20 protein-coding genes are annotated in these 17,795 nt (G+C 54.3%); 18 read left to right on the top strand and 2 right to left on the bottom strand.

Features of this window, described 5'->3' with window-relative positions:
• Positions 1-229 precede the first annotated feature (229 nt).
• The 15 genes from fliF to ACXKZG_RS08985 all read left to right on the top strand — a co-directional run bounded on the left by fliF (position 230) and on the right by ACXKZG_RS08985 (position 14,245).
• Positions 230-1,960, top strand: coding sequence for a flagellar basal-body MS-ring/collar protein FliF (gene fliF, locus ACXKZG_RS09055; protein WP_206400621.1), 1,731 nt, complete (start codon positions 230-232; stop codon positions 1,958-1,960).
• Positions 1,957-2,949: a flagellar motor switch protein FliG gene (gene fliG / locus ACXKZG_RS09050; RefSeq protein WP_013202674.1), complete on the top strand. Its 993-nt coding sequence runs from the start codon at positions 1,957-1,959 to the stop codon at positions 2,947-2,949. The genes fliF and fliG overlap by 4 nt, the downstream gene beginning before the upstream one ends.
• Positions 2,942-3,631 carry a flagellar assembly protein FliH gene (gene fliH / locus ACXKZG_RS09045; protein ID WP_013202675.1) on the top strand — a complete coding sequence of 230 codons (690 nt, stop codon included), beginning with the start codon at positions 2,942-2,944 and terminating at the stop codon, positions 3,629-3,631. Before fliG ends, fliH begins: the two co-directional genes overlap by 8 nt.
• Positions 3,631-4,989 (top strand): flagellar protein export ATPase FliI, encoded by a 1,359-nt coding sequence (gene fliI / locus ACXKZG_RS09040; RefSeq protein WP_013202676.1) that lies wholly within the window; start codon positions 3,631-3,633, stop codon positions 4,987-4,989. The genes fliH and fliI overlap by 1 nt, the downstream gene beginning before the upstream one ends.
• 42 nt (positions 4,990-5,031) lie before the next feature.
• Positions 5,032-5,478: a flagellar export protein FliJ gene (fliJ, locus tag ACXKZG_RS09035; RefSeq protein ID WP_013202677.1), complete on the top strand. Its 447-nt coding sequence runs from the start codon at positions 5,032-5,034 to the stop codon at positions 5,476-5,478.
• Positions 5,475-6,782: a flagellar hook-length control protein FliK gene (locus ACXKZG_RS09030; RefSeq protein WP_488876056.1), complete on the top strand. Its 1,308-nt coding sequence runs from the start codon at positions 5,475-5,477 to the stop codon at positions 6,780-6,782. Before fliJ ends, ACXKZG_RS09030 begins: the two co-directional genes overlap by 4 nt.
• Positions 6,783-6,932: 150 nt before the next feature.
• Positions 6,933-7,412, top strand: coding sequence for a flagellar basal body-associated protein FliL (gene fliL, locus ACXKZG_RS09025; RefSeq protein WP_013202679.1), 480 nt, complete (start codon positions 6,933-6,935; stop codon positions 7,410-7,412).
• 5 nt (positions 7,413-7,417) lie between these two features.
• Positions 7,418-8,425 (top strand): flagellar motor switch protein FliM, encoded by a 1,008-nt coding sequence (gene fliM / locus ACXKZG_RS09020; RefSeq protein ID WP_013202680.1) that lies wholly within the window; start codon positions 7,418-7,420, stop codon positions 8,423-8,425.
• A complete protein-coding gene (gene fliN, locus ACXKZG_RS09015; RefSeq protein ID WP_013202681.1) occupies positions 8,418-8,819 on the top strand; it encodes a flagellar motor switch protein FliN in 402 nt (133 codons plus the stop codon). Before fliM ends, fliN begins: the two co-directional genes overlap by 8 nt.
• The gene (fliO, locus tag ACXKZG_RS09010) at positions 8,820-9,215 is read left to right on the top strand and encodes a flagellar biosynthetic protein FliO (protein ID WP_013202682.1); all 396 of its coding nucleotides are present in this window, start codon (positions 8,820-8,822) and stop codon (positions 9,213-9,215) included.
• A complete protein-coding gene (fliP, locus tag ACXKZG_RS09005) occupies positions 9,215-9,949 on the top strand; it encodes a flagellar type III secretion system pore protein FliP (protein ID WP_013202683.1) in 735 nt (244 codons plus the stop codon). Before fliO ends, fliP begins: the two co-directional genes overlap by 1 nt.
• Positions 9,950-10,030: 81 nt before the next feature.
• On the top strand, positions 10,031-10,300 hold the full coding sequence (gene fliQ / locus ACXKZG_RS09000) for a flagellar biosynthesis protein FliQ (protein WP_013202684.1): 270 nt from the start codon (positions 10,031-10,033) through the stop codon (positions 10,298-10,300).
• Positions 10,300-11,085 (top strand): flagellar biosynthetic protein FliR, encoded by a 786-nt coding sequence (fliR, locus tag ACXKZG_RS08995; RefSeq protein ID WP_013202685.1) that lies wholly within the window; start codon positions 10,300-10,302, stop codon positions 11,083-11,085. Before fliQ ends, fliR begins: the two co-directional genes overlap by 1 nt.
• 652 nt (positions 11,086-11,737) lie before the next feature.
• A complete protein-coding gene (gene rcsA / locus ACXKZG_RS08990) occupies positions 11,738-12,373 on the top strand; it encodes a transcriptional regulator RcsA (protein ID WP_013202686.1) in 636 nt (211 codons plus the stop codon).
• A 168-nt stretch (positions 12,374-12,541) separates the two neighbouring features.
• Positions 12,542-14,245, top strand: a complete 1,704-nt coding sequence (locus ACXKZG_RS08985; protein ID WP_346597627.1) for a methyl-accepting chemotaxis protein — start codon at positions 12,542-12,544, stop codon at positions 14,243-14,245.
• A gap of 91 nt (positions 14,246-14,336) precedes the next feature.
• On the opposite strand, the gene dsrB is transcribed toward ACXKZG_RS08985, so the two are convergent.
• Together dsrB and ACXKZG_RS08975 are read right to left on the bottom strand one after the other, a co-directional pair.
• Positions 14,337-14,531 (bottom strand): protein DsrB, encoded by a 195-nt coding sequence (gene dsrB / locus ACXKZG_RS08980; RefSeq protein WP_013202688.1) that lies wholly within the window; start codon positions 14,529-14,531, stop codon positions 14,337-14,339.
• Between the two features lie 65 nt (positions 14,532-14,596).
• Positions 14,597-14,755, bottom strand: a complete 159-nt coding sequence (locus ACXKZG_RS08975) for a YqaE/Pmp3 family membrane protein (protein ID WP_013202689.1) — start codon at positions 14,753-14,755, stop codon at positions 14,597-14,599.
• Positions 14,756-15,085: 330 nt separating this feature from the next.
• Between ACXKZG_RS08975 and yodD the strand changes: the two genes are divergently transcribed.
• The 3 genes from yodD to ACXKZG_RS08960 all read left to right on the top strand — a co-directional run bounded on the left by yodD (position 15,086) and on the right by ACXKZG_RS08960 (position 17,752).
• Positions 15,086-15,319 carry a YodD family peroxide/acid resistance protein gene (yodD, locus tag ACXKZG_RS08970; RefSeq protein WP_053142415.1) on the top strand — a complete coding sequence of 78 codons (234 nt, stop codon included), beginning with the start codon at positions 15,086-15,088 and terminating at the stop codon, positions 15,317-15,319.
• 366 nt (positions 15,320-15,685) lie between these two features.
• Positions 15,686-16,489, top strand: coding sequence for a mannosyl-3-phosphoglycerate phosphatase-related protein (locus ACXKZG_RS08965; RefSeq protein ID WP_488876055.1), 804 nt, complete (start codon positions 15,686-15,688; stop codon positions 16,487-16,489).
• 42 nt (positions 16,490-16,531) lie between these two features.
• Positions 16,532-17,752 carry a glycosyltransferase family protein gene (locus ACXKZG_RS08960; protein ID WP_013202692.1) on the top strand — a complete coding sequence of 407 codons (1,221 nt, stop codon included), beginning with the start codon at positions 16,532-16,534 and terminating at the stop codon, positions 17,750-17,752.
• Positions 17,753-17,795: the final 43 nt, after the last annotated feature.

Genomic DNA, 17,795 nt, shown 5'->3' with positions numbered 1-17,795 from the left:
TGCTAAGTTGACGGTGATTTTTTTGATGGGTGAAAACTTAACACAATGTCAATAAGACAAAGCCGCTAAATAAGCGCATAAAACACGGCTTATCCAGCCATCGAATTTCCTGATTCAGAAAATAATGGCAGCCATTAGAAGTAAAAATTTTTCGCCAGCGCATCAGGGAGTCAGTTTTGTTACGACACTACACGAAACAGTCCGGTCAACTGTCAGCCAGGAAAGAGTCATGAATGCAACTGTCACGCAGGATCAACCCGAGAAGAAAGGTCTGAACGACCTTTTTACTCGTTTACGCGCTAATCCTCGCATCCCAATCATCATTGCGGCGGCGGCGGTGATCGCCATCGTTATCGCCATGGCGCTCTGGGCTAAACAGCCTGAGTACCGTGTGCTGTACAACAATCTCAGTGATGAAGACGGCGGAGCAATCATTACTCAGCTCACCCAAATGAACATCCCTTATCAGTTTGATGATAAAGGCGGTGCATTAATGGTGCCGGCTGAAAAAGTGCATGAGCTGCGCCTGCGTTTAGCCCAACAGGGTCTGCCGAAAGGCGGAGCCGTGGGCTTTGAGTTGTTGGATCAGGAAAAATTCGGCATCAGCCAGTTCAGCGAGCAGGTTAACTATCAGCGCGCGCTGGAAGGTGAACTCGCGCGGACCATCGAAACGCTGGGCCCGGTTAAAAATGTTCGTGTCCACCTCGCGATGCCAAAACCGTCCCTGTTTGTCCGCGAGCAGAAATCCCCGACCGCTTCCGTCACCTTAACGCTGCAACCGGGTCGTGCGCTCGATCAGGGGCAAATCAGTGCCATCGTGCATATGGTTTCCAGCAGCGTCGCCGGACTGCCGCCGGGCAATGTGACCGTTGTTGACCAGGCCGGTCACCTGCTGACCCAATCAGATAATGCTGGCCGCGATCTGAACGATGCTCAGCTGAAATACGCCACCGATGTTGAAAACCGCTTCCAGTCTCGCATCGAAGCCATCCTTAATCCTATTGTCGGGACCGGCAACGTTCATGCTCAGGTGACTGCGCAGATCGACTTTAATGCCCGTGAGCAGACCGACGAGAAATATCAGCCAAACAGCGACCCGTCTAATCAGGCTGTCCGCTCTCGCCAGACCAGCGACAGCGAACAGATTGGCGGACAGTATCCTGGCGGCGTTCCGGGTGCCCTTTCCAACCAGCCTGCTCCGGCGAATACCGCACCGGTGACCACGCCTGCGGCAAACAACCAGAACGGCCAAAATGGTCAGAATGGACAGAACGGCAACGCGGCAGCGGCAAATCAGGGTTCCAGCGCCAGCACCGCCAAGGCCGGTCCGTCGAATACCCGCACCGACAACACCACCAACTATGAAGTGGATCGCACCATCCTTCACACCAAGATGAACGTCGGTGAAGTACAGCGCCTGTCGGTCGCGGTGGTGGTGAACTACAAAGCTGATGCAGCCGGTAAGCCAATTGCCCTGACCGATGCGCAGCTGAAACAGATTGAAAACCTGACCCGTGAGGCGATGGGCTATTCGGACAAACGCGGAGACAGTCTGAACGTGGTTAACTCACCGTTCACCGTAACTGAAGACACCAGTGATGACGTACCGTTCTGGAAACAGCCGGCCTTCATCGACCAGATGATGGAACTGGGACGCTGGTTACTGGTACTGATTGTTGCCTGGATCCTTTACCGCAAGCTGGTTCGCCCACAGCTGCGCCGCAAGGCAGAGCTGGAGAAGGCTGCTGTTGAAGCCGCGGCCGTTGCTAAGCAGGCTCGGGAAGAATCTGGTGACGATGCCGTTGCCGTCAGCCTGTCGAAAGACGAGCAGGATCAGGAACGTAAATCTCAGCACCGCATGAGTGCTGAGGTCATGAGCCAGCGTATTCGCGATATGTCAGAAAATGACCCGCGTGTGGTGGCTCTGGTTATTCGCCAGTGGATGAAGGACGAGCTATGAGTCTCACCGGTACTGAAAAAAGCGCCATCCTGATGATGACGATTGGTGAAGACCGCGCTGCAGAGGTGTTCAAACACCTCGACAGCCGCGAAGTCCAACACCTGAGTTCTGCCATTTCTAATATGCGTCAGGTGTCCCACAAGCAGCTGACCGATGTGCTGCGCGAGTTCGAAATCGATGCCGAGCAGTTTGCGGCGCTGAGCGTCAACTCGAATGATTATCTGCGTACGGTGCTGGTTAAGGCGCTGGGCGAAGAGAAGGCCGCCACCCTGCTGGAAGATATTCTCGAAACGCGGGAAACCACCAGCGGCATGGACACCCTCAACTTTATGGAGCCACAAGCGGCGGCCGATCTTATCCGCGACGAACACCCGCAGATTATCGCCACCATCCTTGTGCACCTCAAACGCGCTCAGGCGGCGGATATTGTTGCTCAGTTCGACGAACGTCTGCGCCACGATGTGATGCTGCGTATTGCCACCTTCGGCGGCGTGCAGCCGGCGGCGTTGGCAGAACTGACCGAAGTGCTGAACGGCCTGCTCGATGGCCAGAACCTCAAGCGCGCGAAAATGGGCGGCGTGAGAACGGCGGCGGAAATCATCAACCTGATGAAGACCCAGCAGGAAGAAGCGGTTATCGAAGCGGTTCGCGAGTTCGACGGCGAGCTGGCACAGAAAATTATCGACGAGATGTTCCTGTTCGAAAACCTTATCCAGGTCGACGATCGCAGCATCCAGCGCCTGTTGCAGGAAGTGGAATCCGAGTCGCTGCTGGTGGCTCTGAAAGGTTCCGAGCAGCCGTTGCGCGAGAAGTTCCTGAAAAACATGTCCTCGCGTGCGGCAGATATCCTGCGCGACGACCTGTCCAACCGTGGCCCGATGCGTATGTCTGCGGTGGAAAGCGAACAGAAAGCCATCCTGCTTATCGTTCGTCGTCTGGCAGAAAGTGGCGAGATGGTGATTGGTGGTGGCGAGGAACAGTATGTCTGATAAATCTTCCTTACCGTGGCAGCGCTGGCAGCCCAACGATCTCGGGCAGTTGAACAAGCCCAAGATCGAAGAAATCGTCGAGGAAGAGCAGCCGGAAGAACCCTTCAACCGGCAGCAGTTTGAGCTGGAGCAGCTCCAGACCCAGGTGCGCAGTGAAGCCCAGGGTCTGGGCTATGCCGAAGGTCAGCAGAAAGGCTTTGCCGAAGGCCAGAAAGCAGGATACGACGCCGGTTTTCAGCAGGGTCTGGCGGAAGCACAGCAGCAGCAGGCGCCGCTTCAGGCGCGTATGCAGCAGTTGGTATCAGAATTCAACCATACGCTGGAAGCGCTGGACAGCGTGATTGCCGCCCGACTGATGCAGCTGGCGCTGGAAGCCGCGCGTCAGGTCATCGGTCAGGCGCCGCACGTCGATGGCACCGCCCTGCTTCGTCAGATTCAGGGCATGATCCAGCAGGAACCGATGTTAAGCGGCAAACCGACGCTGCGCGTTCATCCGGACGATTTACAGCGCGTAGAACAAACGCTGGGTGCCACGCTCAGCCTGCACGGCTGGCGTCTGATGGCTGACAGCACGATCCATCCTGGCGGTTGCAAAGTCAGCGCCGAAGATGGCGATCTGGATGCCAGCCTCGCCACCCGCTGGCATGAACTTTGCCGCCTTGCAGCACCGGGAGAACTGTAATGACCACTCGCCTTTCACGCTGGCTTGGCGCCATGGAATCGTTCGAACAACGTTTGAACCAGTTACCCGAAGTGCGTCGCTACGGACGGTTAACCCGTGCGACCGGGCTGGTGCTGGAAGCGACCGGCTTGCAGCTGCCGCTCGGTGCCACCTGCGTGATTGAACGCGCGGACAATAATGGCGTGGCGGAAGTTGAGGCCGAAGTGGTTGGCTTCAATGGCCAGCGGCTGTTCCTGATGCCACTGGAAGAAGTGGAAGGCATCCTGCCTGGCGCGCGCGTTTACGCCCGTCTGTCTGGCGATAAGCACAGCGGCAAGCAGCTGATGCTCGGCCCGGAATTATTGGGCCGCGTGCTGGATGGCAGCGGTCGTCCGCTGGATGGTTTGCCGGCACCGGAAACCGGTTATCGCGCACCGTTAATCACCCCACCATTCAACCCGTTGCAGAGAACGCCGATAACCGACGTACTGGATACCGGCGTGCGCGCCATCAACGCCCTGCTGACGGTCGGACGTGGACAGCGTATGGGCCTGTTTGCCGGCTCGGGCGTCGGTAAAAGCGTGCTGCTGGGCATGATGGCCCGCTACACCAAAGCGGACGTGATTGTGGTTGGCCTGATCGGCGAACGTGGTCGCGAAGTAAAAGACTTTATCGAAAATATTCTCGGCACCGAAGGCCGTGCGCGTGCGGTAGTGATTGCGGCGCCGGCTGACGTTTCCCCCCTGCTGCGTATGCAGGGCGCGTCTTATGCTACCCGTATCGCCGAAGATTTCCGTGACCGTGGCCAGCACGTGCTGCTGATTATGGATTCACTGACCCGTTACGCGATGGCACAGCGTGAAATCGCGCTGGCGATTGGCGAGCCGCCGGCAACCAAAGGCTATCCGCCATCGGTTTTCGCCAAGCTGCCGGCGCTGGTTGAACGTGCCGGTAACGGCATTGATGGCGGCGGCTCGATTACCGCTTTCTATACCGTTCTCACCGAAGGCGACGATCAGCAGGATCCAATTGCGGACTCCGCCCGCGCCATTCTGGACGGTCACATTGTGTTGTCCCGCCGTCTGGCGGAGTCCGGTCACTATCCGGCCATCGATATTGAAGCCTCAATCAGCCGCGTGATGGCGCACCTGATTGATGAGCCGCACTACGCGCGGGTTCGCCAGTTTAAGCAGTTACTGTCGAGCTATCAGCGTAACCGCGATCTGGTCAGCGTCGGCGCGTACGCCGCAGGCAGCGATCCGACACTGGATAAAGCAATCAAACTCTACCCCGAGCTGGAAACCTTCCTGCAACAGGGCATGTTTGAGCGCAGCACATTTGACGATGCCTGTTTGCACCTACAGGCAATCTTTGGCTAACGGGCGGCCCGAGCGGAGAAGTCCGACCCTGGCGGAGGAAGCATGGCAAAACAAGCATCACCCATCGAAACCCTGTGCGGTCTGGCACAGAAAGATCTTGAGAAGGCGGCCATCCAGTTGGGTGACGTCCGGCGCGCGCACAAGCAGGCCGACGAACAGTTATCCATGCTGCTGAACTACCAGGACGAATACCGTAAAACGCTGAACAACACCATGGCGGAAGGCATTGCCAGCACCCGCTGGTACAACTACCACCAGTTTATTGAAACGCTGGAAAAAGCCATCGAACAGCATCGTCAGCAGCTCCTGCACTGGAGCAGTCGGGTGGAAAACGCCCTGACCTTCTGGCGCGATAAGCAGCAGCGGCTCCATGCCTACGAAACGCTGCATGCGCGGGCGCAGGCCAACGAATTATTACAGGAAAACCGTCTCGATCAGAAACGGATGGATGAATTTGCCCAACGGGCATCATTGAGGAAAGGCGAATGATCACTTTGCCACTTGTTGTTACTTCCGGGACCAAAACCACGACGTCCAGTCATTCCGCCTCTGCGTCAGCGTCAGCAGACGTGGGGACCGATACCACCACCGCCGCAGCCGGCGAAGAGTCTGCTGCGGGTGAAGGCACCGCTAAAGGCTTTTTGACCCTGTTGGGAAACAAGCTGCTGACCCTGGCGCAACAGAGCGAAAAAGGCCAGGCCACCACCGCCGCAGCCACCACCGCGGCTGCCGGTGAAACGGCCGACGCGGGCCAGTCTTCCAAAGCCAGGCTGAATGCCCTGCTGGCGGCGCTGGACAAGCCGGAAACCCTGAGTGCCCTGCTGCAGCCAGAGAAAACCGGCAAAGACATCAAGACCGACGATAAAACCACGGACGAAAGCCAGGCCGCCGCGCCAACGCTGAATCAGAGCGATATGCAAACGCTGCAGGCGCTGTTCGCCATGCTGCCACCCACCACCGCCCAGCCGGTGACGACGCAGGCCAAAGGCACCGAATCGCTGTCTGACGAGCAAAGCATTAAGGGCGCGAAGCAGTCGACCCTCGCTTCGCTGCTCGGCGCGGACACTACGGAAGAGAGCGACAAAGGCAACGTCAGCGGCAAGGCCGATACGGCCACCACCACCGCGTCCACTGCCGGCGCATCTCAGAAAGCCACGGTGGATACCAGCGTGCTGAACACCGCTTTCCAGCAGGCCATGGGCCACGCGGGCAAAGAGACAGATAAAGAAAATTCAAGTTCTGCCCCCGCGTCGACGATAACCAATAATGTTATCAGTGCGGCTTCTTCACTGACCACGCCGGTCACCACTTCACTGGTGACGGCGCCGGCCAGCGCGCAGCTAAGTTCACAGCTTGGCAGCCAGGAGTGGCAGCAGGCGTTAGGTCAGCAGATCCTGATGTTCAGCAAAAACGGTCAGCAAACGGCTGAACTGCATTTGCATCCACAGGATTTGGGCAGCATTCAGATCAGTCTGAAGCTGGATAACGACCAGGCGCAGTTGAATATGGTGTCGGGCCACAGCCAGGTTCGTGCGGCGTTGGAAGCGGCTATTCCGCAGCTGCGTACCGCACTGGCAGAAAACGGCATCAACCTCGGCCAGAGTAACGTTAGCAGCGATGCGTTCCAGCAGGGTCAGAGCTCTGGCAACCAGCAGGATCCGCAGCGTAATAACTCACGTGGTAACACATTTAGTCTTGCAGCAGAAAACGACAGTGATGTCACCGCGATTGCCGTTCCAGCCTCATTACAGGCGCGTGCAGCCGGTTCCAACGCTGTTGATATTTTCGCCTGACGGTGACAAACGCATAAGCTAGTGGCAAAACGCGCGTCTTATCTGCCTATTGTTTAGCGCAAGACGCGCCATAATCTGCCCATAACACCGTGGGATAGCGGATTAAGTGGCACCGCACCTCGAAGATAATCACAGGAAGTTATAGCTCATATGACTGATAAGAAAGCCAAAAGCGGCAAACGTAAGCTCCTGATACCCCTGTTACTGCTCGTAACAGTGGTTGCTTGCAGCGTGGCGGGCTATATGGTCTGGCACATGATGAAGTCCCCTGCTGACAGTGCGAAGGCTGAAAAACCTGCCGTGCCTGTCGCACCGGTCTTCTATGCGCTGGACACCTTCACCGTTAACTTAATCAATCCAGACAACGATCCCGATCGGGTGCTGTATGTTGGCTTTACGCTGCGTCTGCCTGACGAAGACACCCGTCGTCGCATTAACGACTATCTGCCGGAAGTTCGCAGCCGTCTGCTTCTGTTGCTCTCCCGCCAGGACGCTTCCGCGTTGAGCAGCGAGCAGGGCAAACAGGAACTGATGAAACAAATCAAAGCTGTACTGGCACCACCGCTGGTACAAGGTGAACCTCAGCAGGTTGTGAACGATGTTCTGTTCACTGCCTTTATCCTGAGGTAGACATTATGGGCGACAGCATTCTCTCACAAGCGGAAATCGACGCACTGCTCAACGGCGACAGCGACAGTGCGGCAGAAGAAACCACCACCAGCAAGGGCGATAACGACATTCGTCCGTATGATCCTAATACCCAGCGTCGCATGGTTCGCGAACGTCTGCAGGCGCTGGAGATCATCAACGAACGTTTTGCCCGCTCTTATCGCATGGCGTTGTTTAACCTGCTGCGCCGCAGCCCGGACATCACGGTAGGGGCGATTAAAATTCAGCCTTACCATGAGTTTGCCCGTAACCTGCCGGTGCCGACCAACCTGAACTTGATCCACCTGAAGCCGCTGCGCGGTACGGCGTTGGTGGTGTTCTCGCCAAGCCTGGTGTTTATCGCCGTGGATAACCTGTTTGGCGGTGACGGTCGTTTCCCGACAAAAGTGGAAGGCCGCGAGTTTACCGCGACCGAACAGCGGGTGATCCGCCGCATGCTGAAACTGGCCCTTGAAGGCTACAGCGAAGCGTGGAAGCCGATTTATCCGCTGGACGTAGAGTATGTGCGCTCAGAAATGCAGGTGAAGTTCACCAACATCACCACCTCGCCGAACGATATCGTGATCACCACGCCGTTCCAGGTCGAGATTGGTAACCTGGTCGGCGAGTTCAATATCTGTATCCCGTTCAGCATGATTGAGCCACTGCGTGAAACGCTGGTCAATCCACCGCTGGAGAACTCCCGTCAGGAAGACCAGAACTGGCGCGACACGCTGGTGAAGCAGGTTCAGCACTCCGAACTGGAGCTGATTGCCAACTTTGGTGAAGTGTCGATGCGCATTTCCCGTCTGCTGGCGCTGAAGCCAGGTGACGTTTTACCGATTGAAAAGCCGGACCGCATCATCGCCCATGTCGACGGCGTGCCGGTGTTAACCAGCCAGTACGGCACCCTGAACGGGCAGTACGCGCTGCGTGTGGAACATCTGATTAACCCGATTTTGAATTCGATGAACGAGGAACAGCCCGATGAGTGATACGAATAAGCCGTCCGAAGACGACATCTCCGCGGACGACCTGTGGGCTGACGCGATGAATGAGCAAGCCAGCACGCCGTCTTCTGAAGGGGTGTTTAAATCTCTGGAGAGCAACGATATCACCGGTTCGCTGCAGGATATCGATCTGATTATGGACATCCCGGTCAAACTGACCGTGGAGCTGGGCCGCACCAAAATGACCATTAAAGAGCTGCTGCGTCTGACTCAGGGTTCCGTGGTCTCACTGGAAGGCCTGGCGGGCGAGCCACTGGATATCCTGATCAACGGCTATCTGATTGCGCAGGGTGAAGTGGTGGTGGTGGCCGATAAATACGGCGTGCGTATCACCGACATCATCACCCCGACCGAACGTATGCGTCGTCTGAGCCGCTAAATGAAGACCGGTTCACTCCAGCCTATACCAGCAGGTCAGCCTGCTGTGTCCACCGGTTCGATGCTGACGCAGGTCAGCAGCGTGCTGGCGGTGATTATCCTGCTGATCCTGGCCTGTGCCTGGATAGCAAAACGCTTTGGCTTTACGCCGAAACGCGGCATTCGCGGGCAAAGCAGCCTGACCGTCAGCGCCAGTTGCCAGGTTGGGCAGCGCGAACGCGTGGTGATTGTCGATGTGGAAGATGCCCGTTTGGTGCTGGGTGTGACCGGTCAACAGATTACCCATTTACATACCCTGCCGCCTAAACCGCAGCAGGAAAATCCGGAGCCTCCGGCTGCGACGGCAGACTTCCGTCAGGTGTTACAGTCCCTACTCAAACGCCCCGGTAAGCCATAATGAAACGCTTTCTTCCTCTGCTGGCGCTGTTTTTACTGATCGCGCCTGATGTGCACGCGCAGCTGCCTGGCCTGATGAGCCACCCAACCGCCAACGGCGGCCAGAGCTGGTCATTACCGGTACAGACGCTGGTATTCATCACCTCGCTGACCTTCCTGCCCGCCATCCTGCTGATGATGACCAGCTTCACCCGCATCATTATCGTGTTTGGCCTGCTGCGTAACGCACTGGGCACGCCGTCCGCACCGCCGAACCAGGTGCTGCTCGGTCTGGCGCTGTTCCTGACCTTCTTTATTATGGGTCCAGTGTTCGACAAAATTTACCAGGATGCTTATCTGCCGTTCAGTCAGGACAAGATCAGCATGCAGGATGCGATTGATAAAGGGGCACAGCCGCTGCGTGAGTTTATGCTGCGCCAGACCCGTGAAGCCGACCTTGCGCTGTTTGCCCGTCTCTCCAACTCCCCGCCATTGCAGGGACCGGAAGCCGTGCCGATGCGTATTCTGTTACCCGCCTATGTCACCAGCGAATTGAAAACGGCTTTCCAGATTGGTTTTACCGTGTTTATCCCGTTTTTGATTATCGACCTGGTGGTTGCCAGCGTACTGATGGCGCTGGGGATGATGATGGTGCCACCGGCCACTATCTCACTGCCCTTTAAGCTGATGCTGTTTGTATTAGTTGACGGCTGGTCGCTGTTGGTCAGCTCGCTGGCGCAAAGTTTTTACAGTTAACCGTTTATTTGCCAAAAAAATTGAGGGCGGAGCCACTTCGCCCCGAAAAATGCACTTCCCTTTTATTTCTCCGGAGTCTCTATGACACCTGAATCGGTTATGGTTATCGGGCACGATGCAATGCAGGTTGCCCTGGCGGTTGCTGCCCCACTGCTGCTGGCCGCGTTGGTCAGCGGTCTGATTATCAGCCTGCTGCAGGCGGCGACCCAGATCAACGAACAGACCCTCTCTTTTATCCCGAAAATCCTCGCGGTTGTCGCCACTATGGTGATCGCCGGGCCGTGGATGCTGAATCTGGTACTCGACTATATGCGTACCCTGTTCACTAACCTCCCGTATATGATCGGTTAATGATTAACATCGACAGCAGTCAGCTGGTGTTCTGGATCAGCCAACTCTTCTGGCCGCTGGCGCGTGTACTGGCGTTGATCATGACCGCGCCACTGCTGAGCGAGAAATCCATCAGCAAGAAAGTGAAAATCGGCCTCGGCGTGATGATCACTTACGTTTTGCTGCCTTCTTTACCGCCGACAAACGTGACGCTGTTCTCAGTTGGCGGATTCTGGCTGTTGATTCAGCAAATTCTGATTGGTGTGGCGATAGGTTTTACGATGCAATTCGCCTTCGCTGCGGTGCGGACGGCGGGAGAAGTGATTGGTTTGCAAATGGGACTGTCCTTTGCCACGTTCTTCGATCCGGCCAGCCGTTTGAACATGCCGGTACTGGCACGATTTCTCGATATGCTGGCCATGCTGCTGTTTTTGTCCTTCAACGGACACCTCTGGCTGATCTCGATGGTTGCCGACAGTTTTCACACCTTGCCAATCGGCGGCGATCCGATCAACGGCAATGCTTTCCTTGCCCTGACCAAAGCGGCCAGTCTAATTTTCCTTAACGGTCTGCGATTAGCGCTACCGTTGATAACTCTGCTCCTCACCCTTAACCTGGCACTGGGTTTGTTAAACCGTGTTGCACCTCAACTGTCGGTTTTCGCTATTGGCTTCCCGGTCACCTTATCTATAGGGATCATCTTCATTAGCCTGATGATGCCCCTCCTCGCCCCATTCTGTGAGCATTTGTTCAGTGAAGTGTTTGATTTACTCGCCAGTGTACTCAGCGAGATGCCCGCCAGATAAATTAATGTATCCATAGATCATAATGTCGCTACTGTTAAGTATGTGAAATGTGTTTGTGCATTTTTCGAACCAAAATTATCAGAATTTCATTAAGGAAATTCTGATAAGTTAATTCGGACAATGAAAATTATTCTTATTAAATCCCAGTTAGCGTATTTTGATTTTCGAAACGGGTAGATTGTTACGGGAACGTTAACGTTCATAAAACAAACAACTGCCTGTTTTTACTGGAAATTTTATTTTTGGTGGTTTATCTTGTGTCAAACCGCATTTTGCGGCATTGTCAACACACCACACAGCGTCACACATTCGCATGACGAATGTTTTTTAGGAATCGTCCTATCAGACTTTTCTGTGTTTTGCGCGATAGTGGCGTGGCTCACAAAAAACATGCTGCATGCTGTGCTAAGAAAATTTGCCAGTCACTCATTCTGAACGTGGATTTTCAGCGTCGAAAGACTGGTTTTATCTGCTGACTAAACCTAAATATTACCTCGGGCATGGACAGATCTGACCAGTGGGCGCTCGCTCACACAGATTTACTGCCGGGTAAATAATAAGATCGTCATAAGAACAATTTACTCTTGTAACTACACAAACGCGTAATTCATCGTTGATTTAAACGGATAACAATTTGGTGAGGGTCGCTACAATGCCAACAATTATAATGGATTCATGCAGCTATACACGGCTAGGGCTTACCGATTATATGACTGTGAAGGGTGTTAAAAAGAAAAACATTACTTCCGTCACTGACATTGATCAATTACAAGCAAAATGCCAACAGTATCAGCCAGGCGTGGTTTTTATTAACGAAGATTGTTTCATTCATGAAGCAGATGCCAGTCAGCGCATAAGAAATATTATTATGCAGCATCCTGACACGCTGTTCTTTATCTTCATGGCCATATCTAACATCCATTTTGAGGAATATCTCTACGTTCGTAAGAACCTGATTATTACATCAAAATCGATTAAGCCGGCCACTCTGGATAATTTATTGCTGTCTTATTTTCAAAAGAAACTCAATGTTTCCCCGCGGTATTCCGCAGGTTTCGACGTGCATCCACTGACGCTGAGCCAAACAGAATCAAATATGCTTAAAATGTGGATGTCTGGCCACGATACAATTCAAATATCGGATAAAATGCAAATTAAGGCCAAGACGGTTTCCTCCCATAAAGGAAATATTAAACGCAAAATTAAAACACACAACAAACAAGTTATTTATCATGTGGTCCGTTTGACGGACAATGTCACCAGTGGCATTTATGTTAATGTGAGATAATCACATCCTGCACAGTAAAAATGCCGGCGTTTGCCGGCTTTTTCTTTTTTTGAGCAAAGTGTTAACCAGATCTCATTTCCCCGCTAAGCCTTTTCCGCCTGTTGCCGATGTTCTGTAGACAGACCGAAGCTCCCCGCTTCGCTTACCCCTTACAGAGAGCAAAAGGACATGAAATCATCACACCTCAATGCCGAACAAAACGGGATCAGTTTCTGGCAACATCTGCGACTGGTACCTTTATTTTCCGCGATCCTGGGTGGCATCCTGCTGTTGTTTGCCCTGTGTATTGCGCTGGCCAGCTATTTTCTTATCCAGAGTAATCAGTCACTGAAGGACGTCACGGAAGAAATTCAGGTCCGAATGGCGATTTCGAACAGTTCTAACCATTTACGTACCGCCCGCCTGAATATCATCCATGCCGGCGCCTCCGCCCGAATCGGCGAGATGGATGCCTTTAACGATAACGTTAAGCAAACCGAAAAGCGTATTCAGCAAGCGACGGAAAGCTTTAATGCCTACCTGAATCGTCGGGTGAAAACCCCGGAAGATATGGCGCTGGATGGCGAGCTGAAAACCAAATTCGATGCCTATGTCACTCAGGGCCTGTTGCCGATGGTGAAAAGCGCCAAAGACGGCAGCTTCGAAGGGGTGATTGCGCAGGAAACGGATTACACCCGTAAGTTTGATGATGCGTATAACGCCGTATTATTAAAAGCCATTGCCATTCGTACTCAACGCGCCGACGCCATTAATAAACAGGCCGAAGCACAAACCCGGCTGGGCTTTATTATGATGGCCGCCGCGTTTGCTGCCGCGCTGTTACTCACCCTGGCGACCTTTATCTTCCTGCGTCGTGTGGTGATCACACCACTGCGTCAGGCGGTTGAGCGAATTGAACATATTTCCCGTGGCGATTTGACCGCGCCGCTGCAAAACTGGGGAAGAAGTGAAATTGGCACGCTGGGCAGCAATCTGCAAAATATGCAGCAGTCGCTGGTGAAAACCGTCGGCACCGTCCGTGAAGGTGCGGTGGCGATTTATCAGGGTTCCAGCGAAATCTCCGCCGGGAACACCGACCTCTCCTCGCGCACCGAACAGCAGGCCGCCGCGCTGGAACAGACCGCAGCCAGTATGGAACAGCTGACCGCCACGGTGAAACAGAATGCCGAGAACGCGCATCATGCCAGCCAGCTGGCCGCCGATGCCTCAGGTAAAGCCAGTCAGGGCGGCGAAATTGTCTCTGGCGTGATCAGCACCATGAATAATATTTCCACCAGTTCAAAGAAAATTGCCGAAATTACCACGGTGATCAACAGCATCGCCTTCCAGACCAATATTCTGGCGCTGAATGCGGCGGTCGAAGCCGCCAGGGCGGGGGAACAGGGTCGCGGTTTTGCCGTGGTCGCCAGCGAAGTGCGTAACCTGGCCCAACGCAGTGCGGGCGCGGCGAAAGAGATTGAAGGATTGATTTCTGAATCGGTGGAGTTGATTGGTAAAGGGTCTTCGCAGGTCAGCCATGCCGGCGACACCATGACCGACATTGTCGGTGCGGTGCGCCGTGTTACCGACATTATGGCCGAGATTGCCGCCGCCTCTGATGAACAGAGTCGCGGTATCCAGCAGGTGAGCCTGGCGGTGACCGAAATGGATAACGTAACGCAGCAGAACGCCTCGCTGGTTGAGGAAGCCTCTGCGGCCGCCTCTTCTCTGGAAGAACAGGCTTCACGCCTGACTCAGGCCGTTGCCGCCTTCCATCTGAGTGACAGCGCGCCACGCCGCGTAGCGCAGCCGGTGCAGGCGGTTCAGCCTAAAGCCGCGCTGGCCACCGGCCGCCCTGCGCTGGCGAACAGCGATAACTGGGAAACCTTCTGATCGAAAAGGGGCGAACTTTTCAGTTCGCCCCTTCACTTCAATAACGGGCTGCCGGGTCAGAGGCAGCAGGATCGCAACACCGTTCCAGCCATCAGGCTTCCGGATGTGGCTCCACAAAGATGCCATCGCTGTGCCCAATCTCATTGAAGAACCAAATCCCCAGCGGATAGTCTTCCAGCGCAACCAGAAACATCGTTCCCTCACTGAAATCTTCTACAGCCAGCACTTTGCCCGGTCGGCGTGGGCCTCCGTCGGTTTTGACCGTGACCCGATCGTTCACTTTCATTGCGTTCCTCCCTTGATAGATGCGCTAAGTTTAACCGAAATTAACGCCTCTGGCAGTGGAGTCACTTAACGACGTGCAATTACCCACACGGCGTGGATAATTCCCGGGATATAGCCGCAAAGCGTTAACAGGATATTCAGCCAGAACGCGCCGCCGAAACCGACCTGCATGAACACCCCAACTGGCGGTAAAATAATCGCAATAATGATACGTAAAAGGTCCATGTCGCCTCCATAGCGTGGATTGAAACTTATTATTGTCTAATCGACTGATAAGTATAGCCGTTATGCATAATGCCGCCCGGTGGCAGCGTGTAAAACAACGTAATGTCTGGCGCAACGCCTCTTTTCACTTTCTTAACGTTTCGCGGTGGGACTTCTGACAGGGAGATTGCATACACTCTCCCCACTGCACCATCCCCAAAGGCGCAGTCAACCTAAAAGTAACAAGGATTTTTGCCCGCGCAGCGCGGGCTTTTTTTTGCCTGTTTCCCGCCTCCCCTTTCCTTCCCGCCATCTATACTCAGTTGATACGATCGGCTGAGGAACTCCGTGATGACTATTGCAAAAGAGTACAGCGACAACGTTCAGCGTGAAGTCAATATTGACGTTGAGGCGTTACTGGAAGCGATCCAGGATCGTTCCAGCGGCGAGGTCAAAGAGTTTATGGATAATGACCGCGCGCACAAAGTCAGGGTGGATGGTCGGGAGTACCGTTCGTACACCGAACTGGCCGACGCCTTCGAACTCGATATCCGCGATTTTACGGTTTCGGAAGTGAACAGATAAAAAAAATCCCGGCCATCTGGCCGGGAATGAAAAATTCATTTGAAATTCGTTACAGAGGAAATTCTCTGACTGCAGCAGAGTACCTGACTTCTCTACTAAGACAAGTCCCAAGTTTCGCCAAAGTTGTACAGTATTGTGAAAATTGTACATGGCGTAAATCGGTCAACCCAATGCTGCCGCGTGTTGAGACGGCATTCTCATTTTATTTTGCCCTTGTACAACCCCCGCTATTTTTTAGGATAATTCTCATCACTTCTCCGGCCTTAACGGACAGTATTTCTGCGCTTCAGCCTTCGGAGTCTCCAGCCGGAGTTATACTCTCTGATTATCCTGCATTTTTATCGTTGTGAACGAGGAGGATGGCTTATGCCCACGCTGAATGATCCCCTGATGATTGTGACGGATTTAGATGGCTCCCTGCTCGATCATCATACCTACAGTTGGCAGCCTGCTCAGCCCTGGCTGGATCGCCTTAATGAGCAGCAGATCCCGGTGGTCATTTGTTCCAGTAAAACCGCCGCCGAAATCCTGCCGCTTCAGCGCCAGCTGGGTCTGACCGGCGCACCCTATATTGCGGAAAATGGCGCCATTATCCATTGGGAAGGGTTTAAGGACGCCCTCGCTCAACCGACACAAAAGGGTTACACCGAGATTTGCCAGACCCTGCACGCGCTGCGCGAACGCTATTACTTCAAGTTCACCGGTTTTGCCGATGTGACCGAACAGGAAGTGGCTGACTGGACCGGATTGACGCTGCATAACGCCTCGCTGGCGCGCATGCGTGAAGGATCGGAAAGCCTGATCTGGCGTGACACCGAACAACAGTTCACGGCCTTTAAGCAGGCGCTGGCCGCCGAGCAGCTGGGCCTGTTGCAGGGAGGACGTTTCTGGAGCGTCACCAATCAGGGTGCGGGAAAAGGTGCGGCGCTGGACTTTCTGCTCAGCCACTACCCGAATCCATCCGGCCAGCACTGGCTGACGGTGGGTTTAGGCGACGGTCCCAATGATGCGCCGATGCTGGATAAAGTCGATTTTGCCGTCATTATTAAGGGTTACAGTAAAACACCCGTCACGCTGCAGCGTGAAGATAACGAGCACGTTTTCCACAGTGCGTATTTCGGCCCTGAAGGCTGGAGTGAAGGTCTTACGCACTTTTTAAACCAGGGGTGAGGATCGGCCTGCTGCCGATAACCCGCCATTAAGGGGAATGCGATGAGTGATTTTTTCCAGAACGGTGTAATTACCAACTTTCATAACCTCACCGGCCGGCCGGTTGAGGAACTTGAGAAGGATTTGGTGCGTTTCTCCAAAAAGCGCAAAATGGCGTTAATCCTGCCTTCTTTATTCTCTGAACTGGAAGGACCGGCGTTAAGCAACATCGTTGACGAGCTGGCGAAAGTCCCCTATCTCGAAGAGATTGTGATTGGCCTCGACAAGGCTGACCGTGAGCAGTTTCTGTTTGCCCGTGAGTTCTTCTCGCGGTTGCCACAACGGCACCGTATTTTGTGGAACGATGGACCGCGTCTGAAAGCGCTGGATGCGGAACTGGATAAAGAAGGCCTGTCGCCGTCACAGCCGGGTAAAGGACGCAACGTCTGGTTCTGTACCGGCTACACGCTGGCCTCAGACAAGTCCTCCTGCGTTGCGCTGCATGACTGCGACATTGTCACCTACGAGCGCGGCATGCTGGCACGTCTGCTCTATCCGCTGGCCAATCCCTCGTTCCAGTATGAGTTCTGCAAAGGTTTCTATGCCCGCGTGGCGGATAACAAGCTGAATGGCCGCGTGGGCCGCCTGCTGGTTGGCCCGCTGCTGCGCTCACTGCAAAAAGTGTATGGCCATTCTGAGTATCTGGATTACCTCTCCAGCTTCCGTTATCCGCTCTCCGGTGAATTCGCCATGCGCACGCACGTGCTCAACGGCATCAAGATCCCTGGCGACTGGGGACTGGAAATCGGCGTGCTGTCAGAAATTTACCGCAACTACACCACCCGACAGAGTTGTCAGGTCGAGATTGCCGATAATTATGACCACAAGCATCAGCCATTATCGGAAGAGGATGGCACCGGTGGCTTGCGCAGGATGAGCAATGACATTGTGCAGTCGCTGCTGCGTAAGATGGCGACGATGGGCGTGAACATCACCAGCGACTCGTTCCGCGTGCTGAAAGCGACCTATTACCGCAATGCGCTGGATATGATGGAAGTCTATAACCACGAAGCGACGATGAACGGGCTGAAGTTCGATCAGCATGCCGAGGAAGCGGCGGTTGAGATGTTTACCCAGTCGATTCTGGATGCTGGTCAGTCGTTTATTGAACGGCCAAACGAGAAGCCTTTTATCCCGAGCTGGAGTCGGGTTCAGTCAGCGTTCCCGGATATTCTGCATCGGATTTATGACGCGGTAGAAGAGGATAACGCCGGCAACGTGTAATTATCGCGCCTGACGGCAGTGCAATTCAGGAAAGAAAAAGCAG

It is taken from the genome of Erwinia sp. 2186 (assembly GCF_057812255.1).
The sequence above is the reverse complement of the archived record's forward strand: the minus strand, read 5'-3'. Positions and strand labels throughout refer to the sequence as shown.

Coding starts and splice junctions, on each gene's coding strand:
- fliF (WP_206400621.1), top strand. CDS start 230: ATGAATGCAACTGTCACGCAGGATCAACCCGAGAAGAAAGGTCTGAAC.
- fliG (WP_013202674.1), top strand. CDS start 1,957: ATGAGTCTCACCGGTACTGAAAAAAGCGCCATCCTGATGATGACGATT.
- fliH (WP_013202675.1), top strand. CDS start 2,942: ATGTCTGATAAATCTTCCTTACCGTGGCAGCGCTGGCAGCCCAACGAT.
- fliI (WP_013202676.1), top strand. CDS start 3,631: ATGACCACTCGCCTTTCACGCTGGCTTGGCGCCATGGAATCGTTCGAA.
- fliJ (WP_013202677.1), top strand. CDS start 5,032: ATGGCAAAACAAGCATCACCCATCGAAACCCTGTGCGGTCTGGCACAG.
- ACXKZG_RS09030 (WP_488876056.1), top strand. CDS start 5,475: ATGATCACTTTGCCACTTGTTGTTACTTCCGGGACCAAAACCACGACG.
- fliL (WP_013202679.1), top strand. CDS start 6,933: ATGACTGATAAGAAAGCCAAAAGCGGCAAACGTAAGCTCCTGATACCC.
- fliM (WP_013202680.1), top strand. CDS start 7,418: ATGGGCGACAGCATTCTCTCACAAGCGGAAATCGACGCACTGCTCAAC.
- fliN (WP_013202681.1), top strand. CDS start 8,418: ATGAGTGATACGAATAAGCCGTCCGAAGACGACATCTCCGCGGACGAC.
- fliO (WP_013202682.1), top strand. CDS start 8,820: ATGAAGACCGGTTCACTCCAGCCTATACCAGCAGGTCAGCCTGCTGTG.
- fliP (WP_013202683.1), top strand. CDS start 9,215: ATGAAACGCTTTCTTCCTCTGCTGGCGCTGTTTTTACTGATCGCGCCT.
- fliQ (WP_013202684.1), top strand. CDS start 10,031: ATGACACCTGAATCGGTTATGGTTATCGGGCACGATGCAATGCAGGTT.
- fliR (WP_013202685.1), top strand. CDS start 10,300: ATGATTAACATCGACAGCAGTCAGCTGGTGTTCTGGATCAGCCAACTC.
- rcsA (WP_013202686.1), top strand. CDS start 11,738: ATGCCAACAATTATAATGGATTCATGCAGCTATACACGGCTAGGGCTT.
- ACXKZG_RS08985 (WP_346597627.1), top strand. CDS start 12,542: ATGAAATCATCACACCTCAATGCCGAACAAAACGGGATCAGTTTCTGG.
- dsrB (WP_013202688.1), bottom strand. CDS start 14,531: ATGAAAGTGAACGATCGGGTCACGGTCAAAACCGACGGAGGCCCACGC.
- ACXKZG_RS08975 (WP_013202689.1), bottom strand. CDS start 14,755: ATGGACCTTTTACGTATCATTATTGCGATTATTTTACCGCCAGTTGGG.
- yodD (WP_053142415.1), top strand. CDS start 15,086: ATGACTATTGCAAAAGAGTACAGCGACAACGTTCAGCGTGAAGTCAAT.
- ACXKZG_RS08965 (WP_488876055.1), top strand. CDS start 15,686: ATGCCCACGCTGAATGATCCCCTGATGATTGTGACGGATTTAGATGGC.
- ACXKZG_RS08960 (WP_013202692.1), top strand. CDS start 16,532: ATGAGTGATTTTTTCCAGAACGGTGTAATTACCAACTTTCATAACCTC.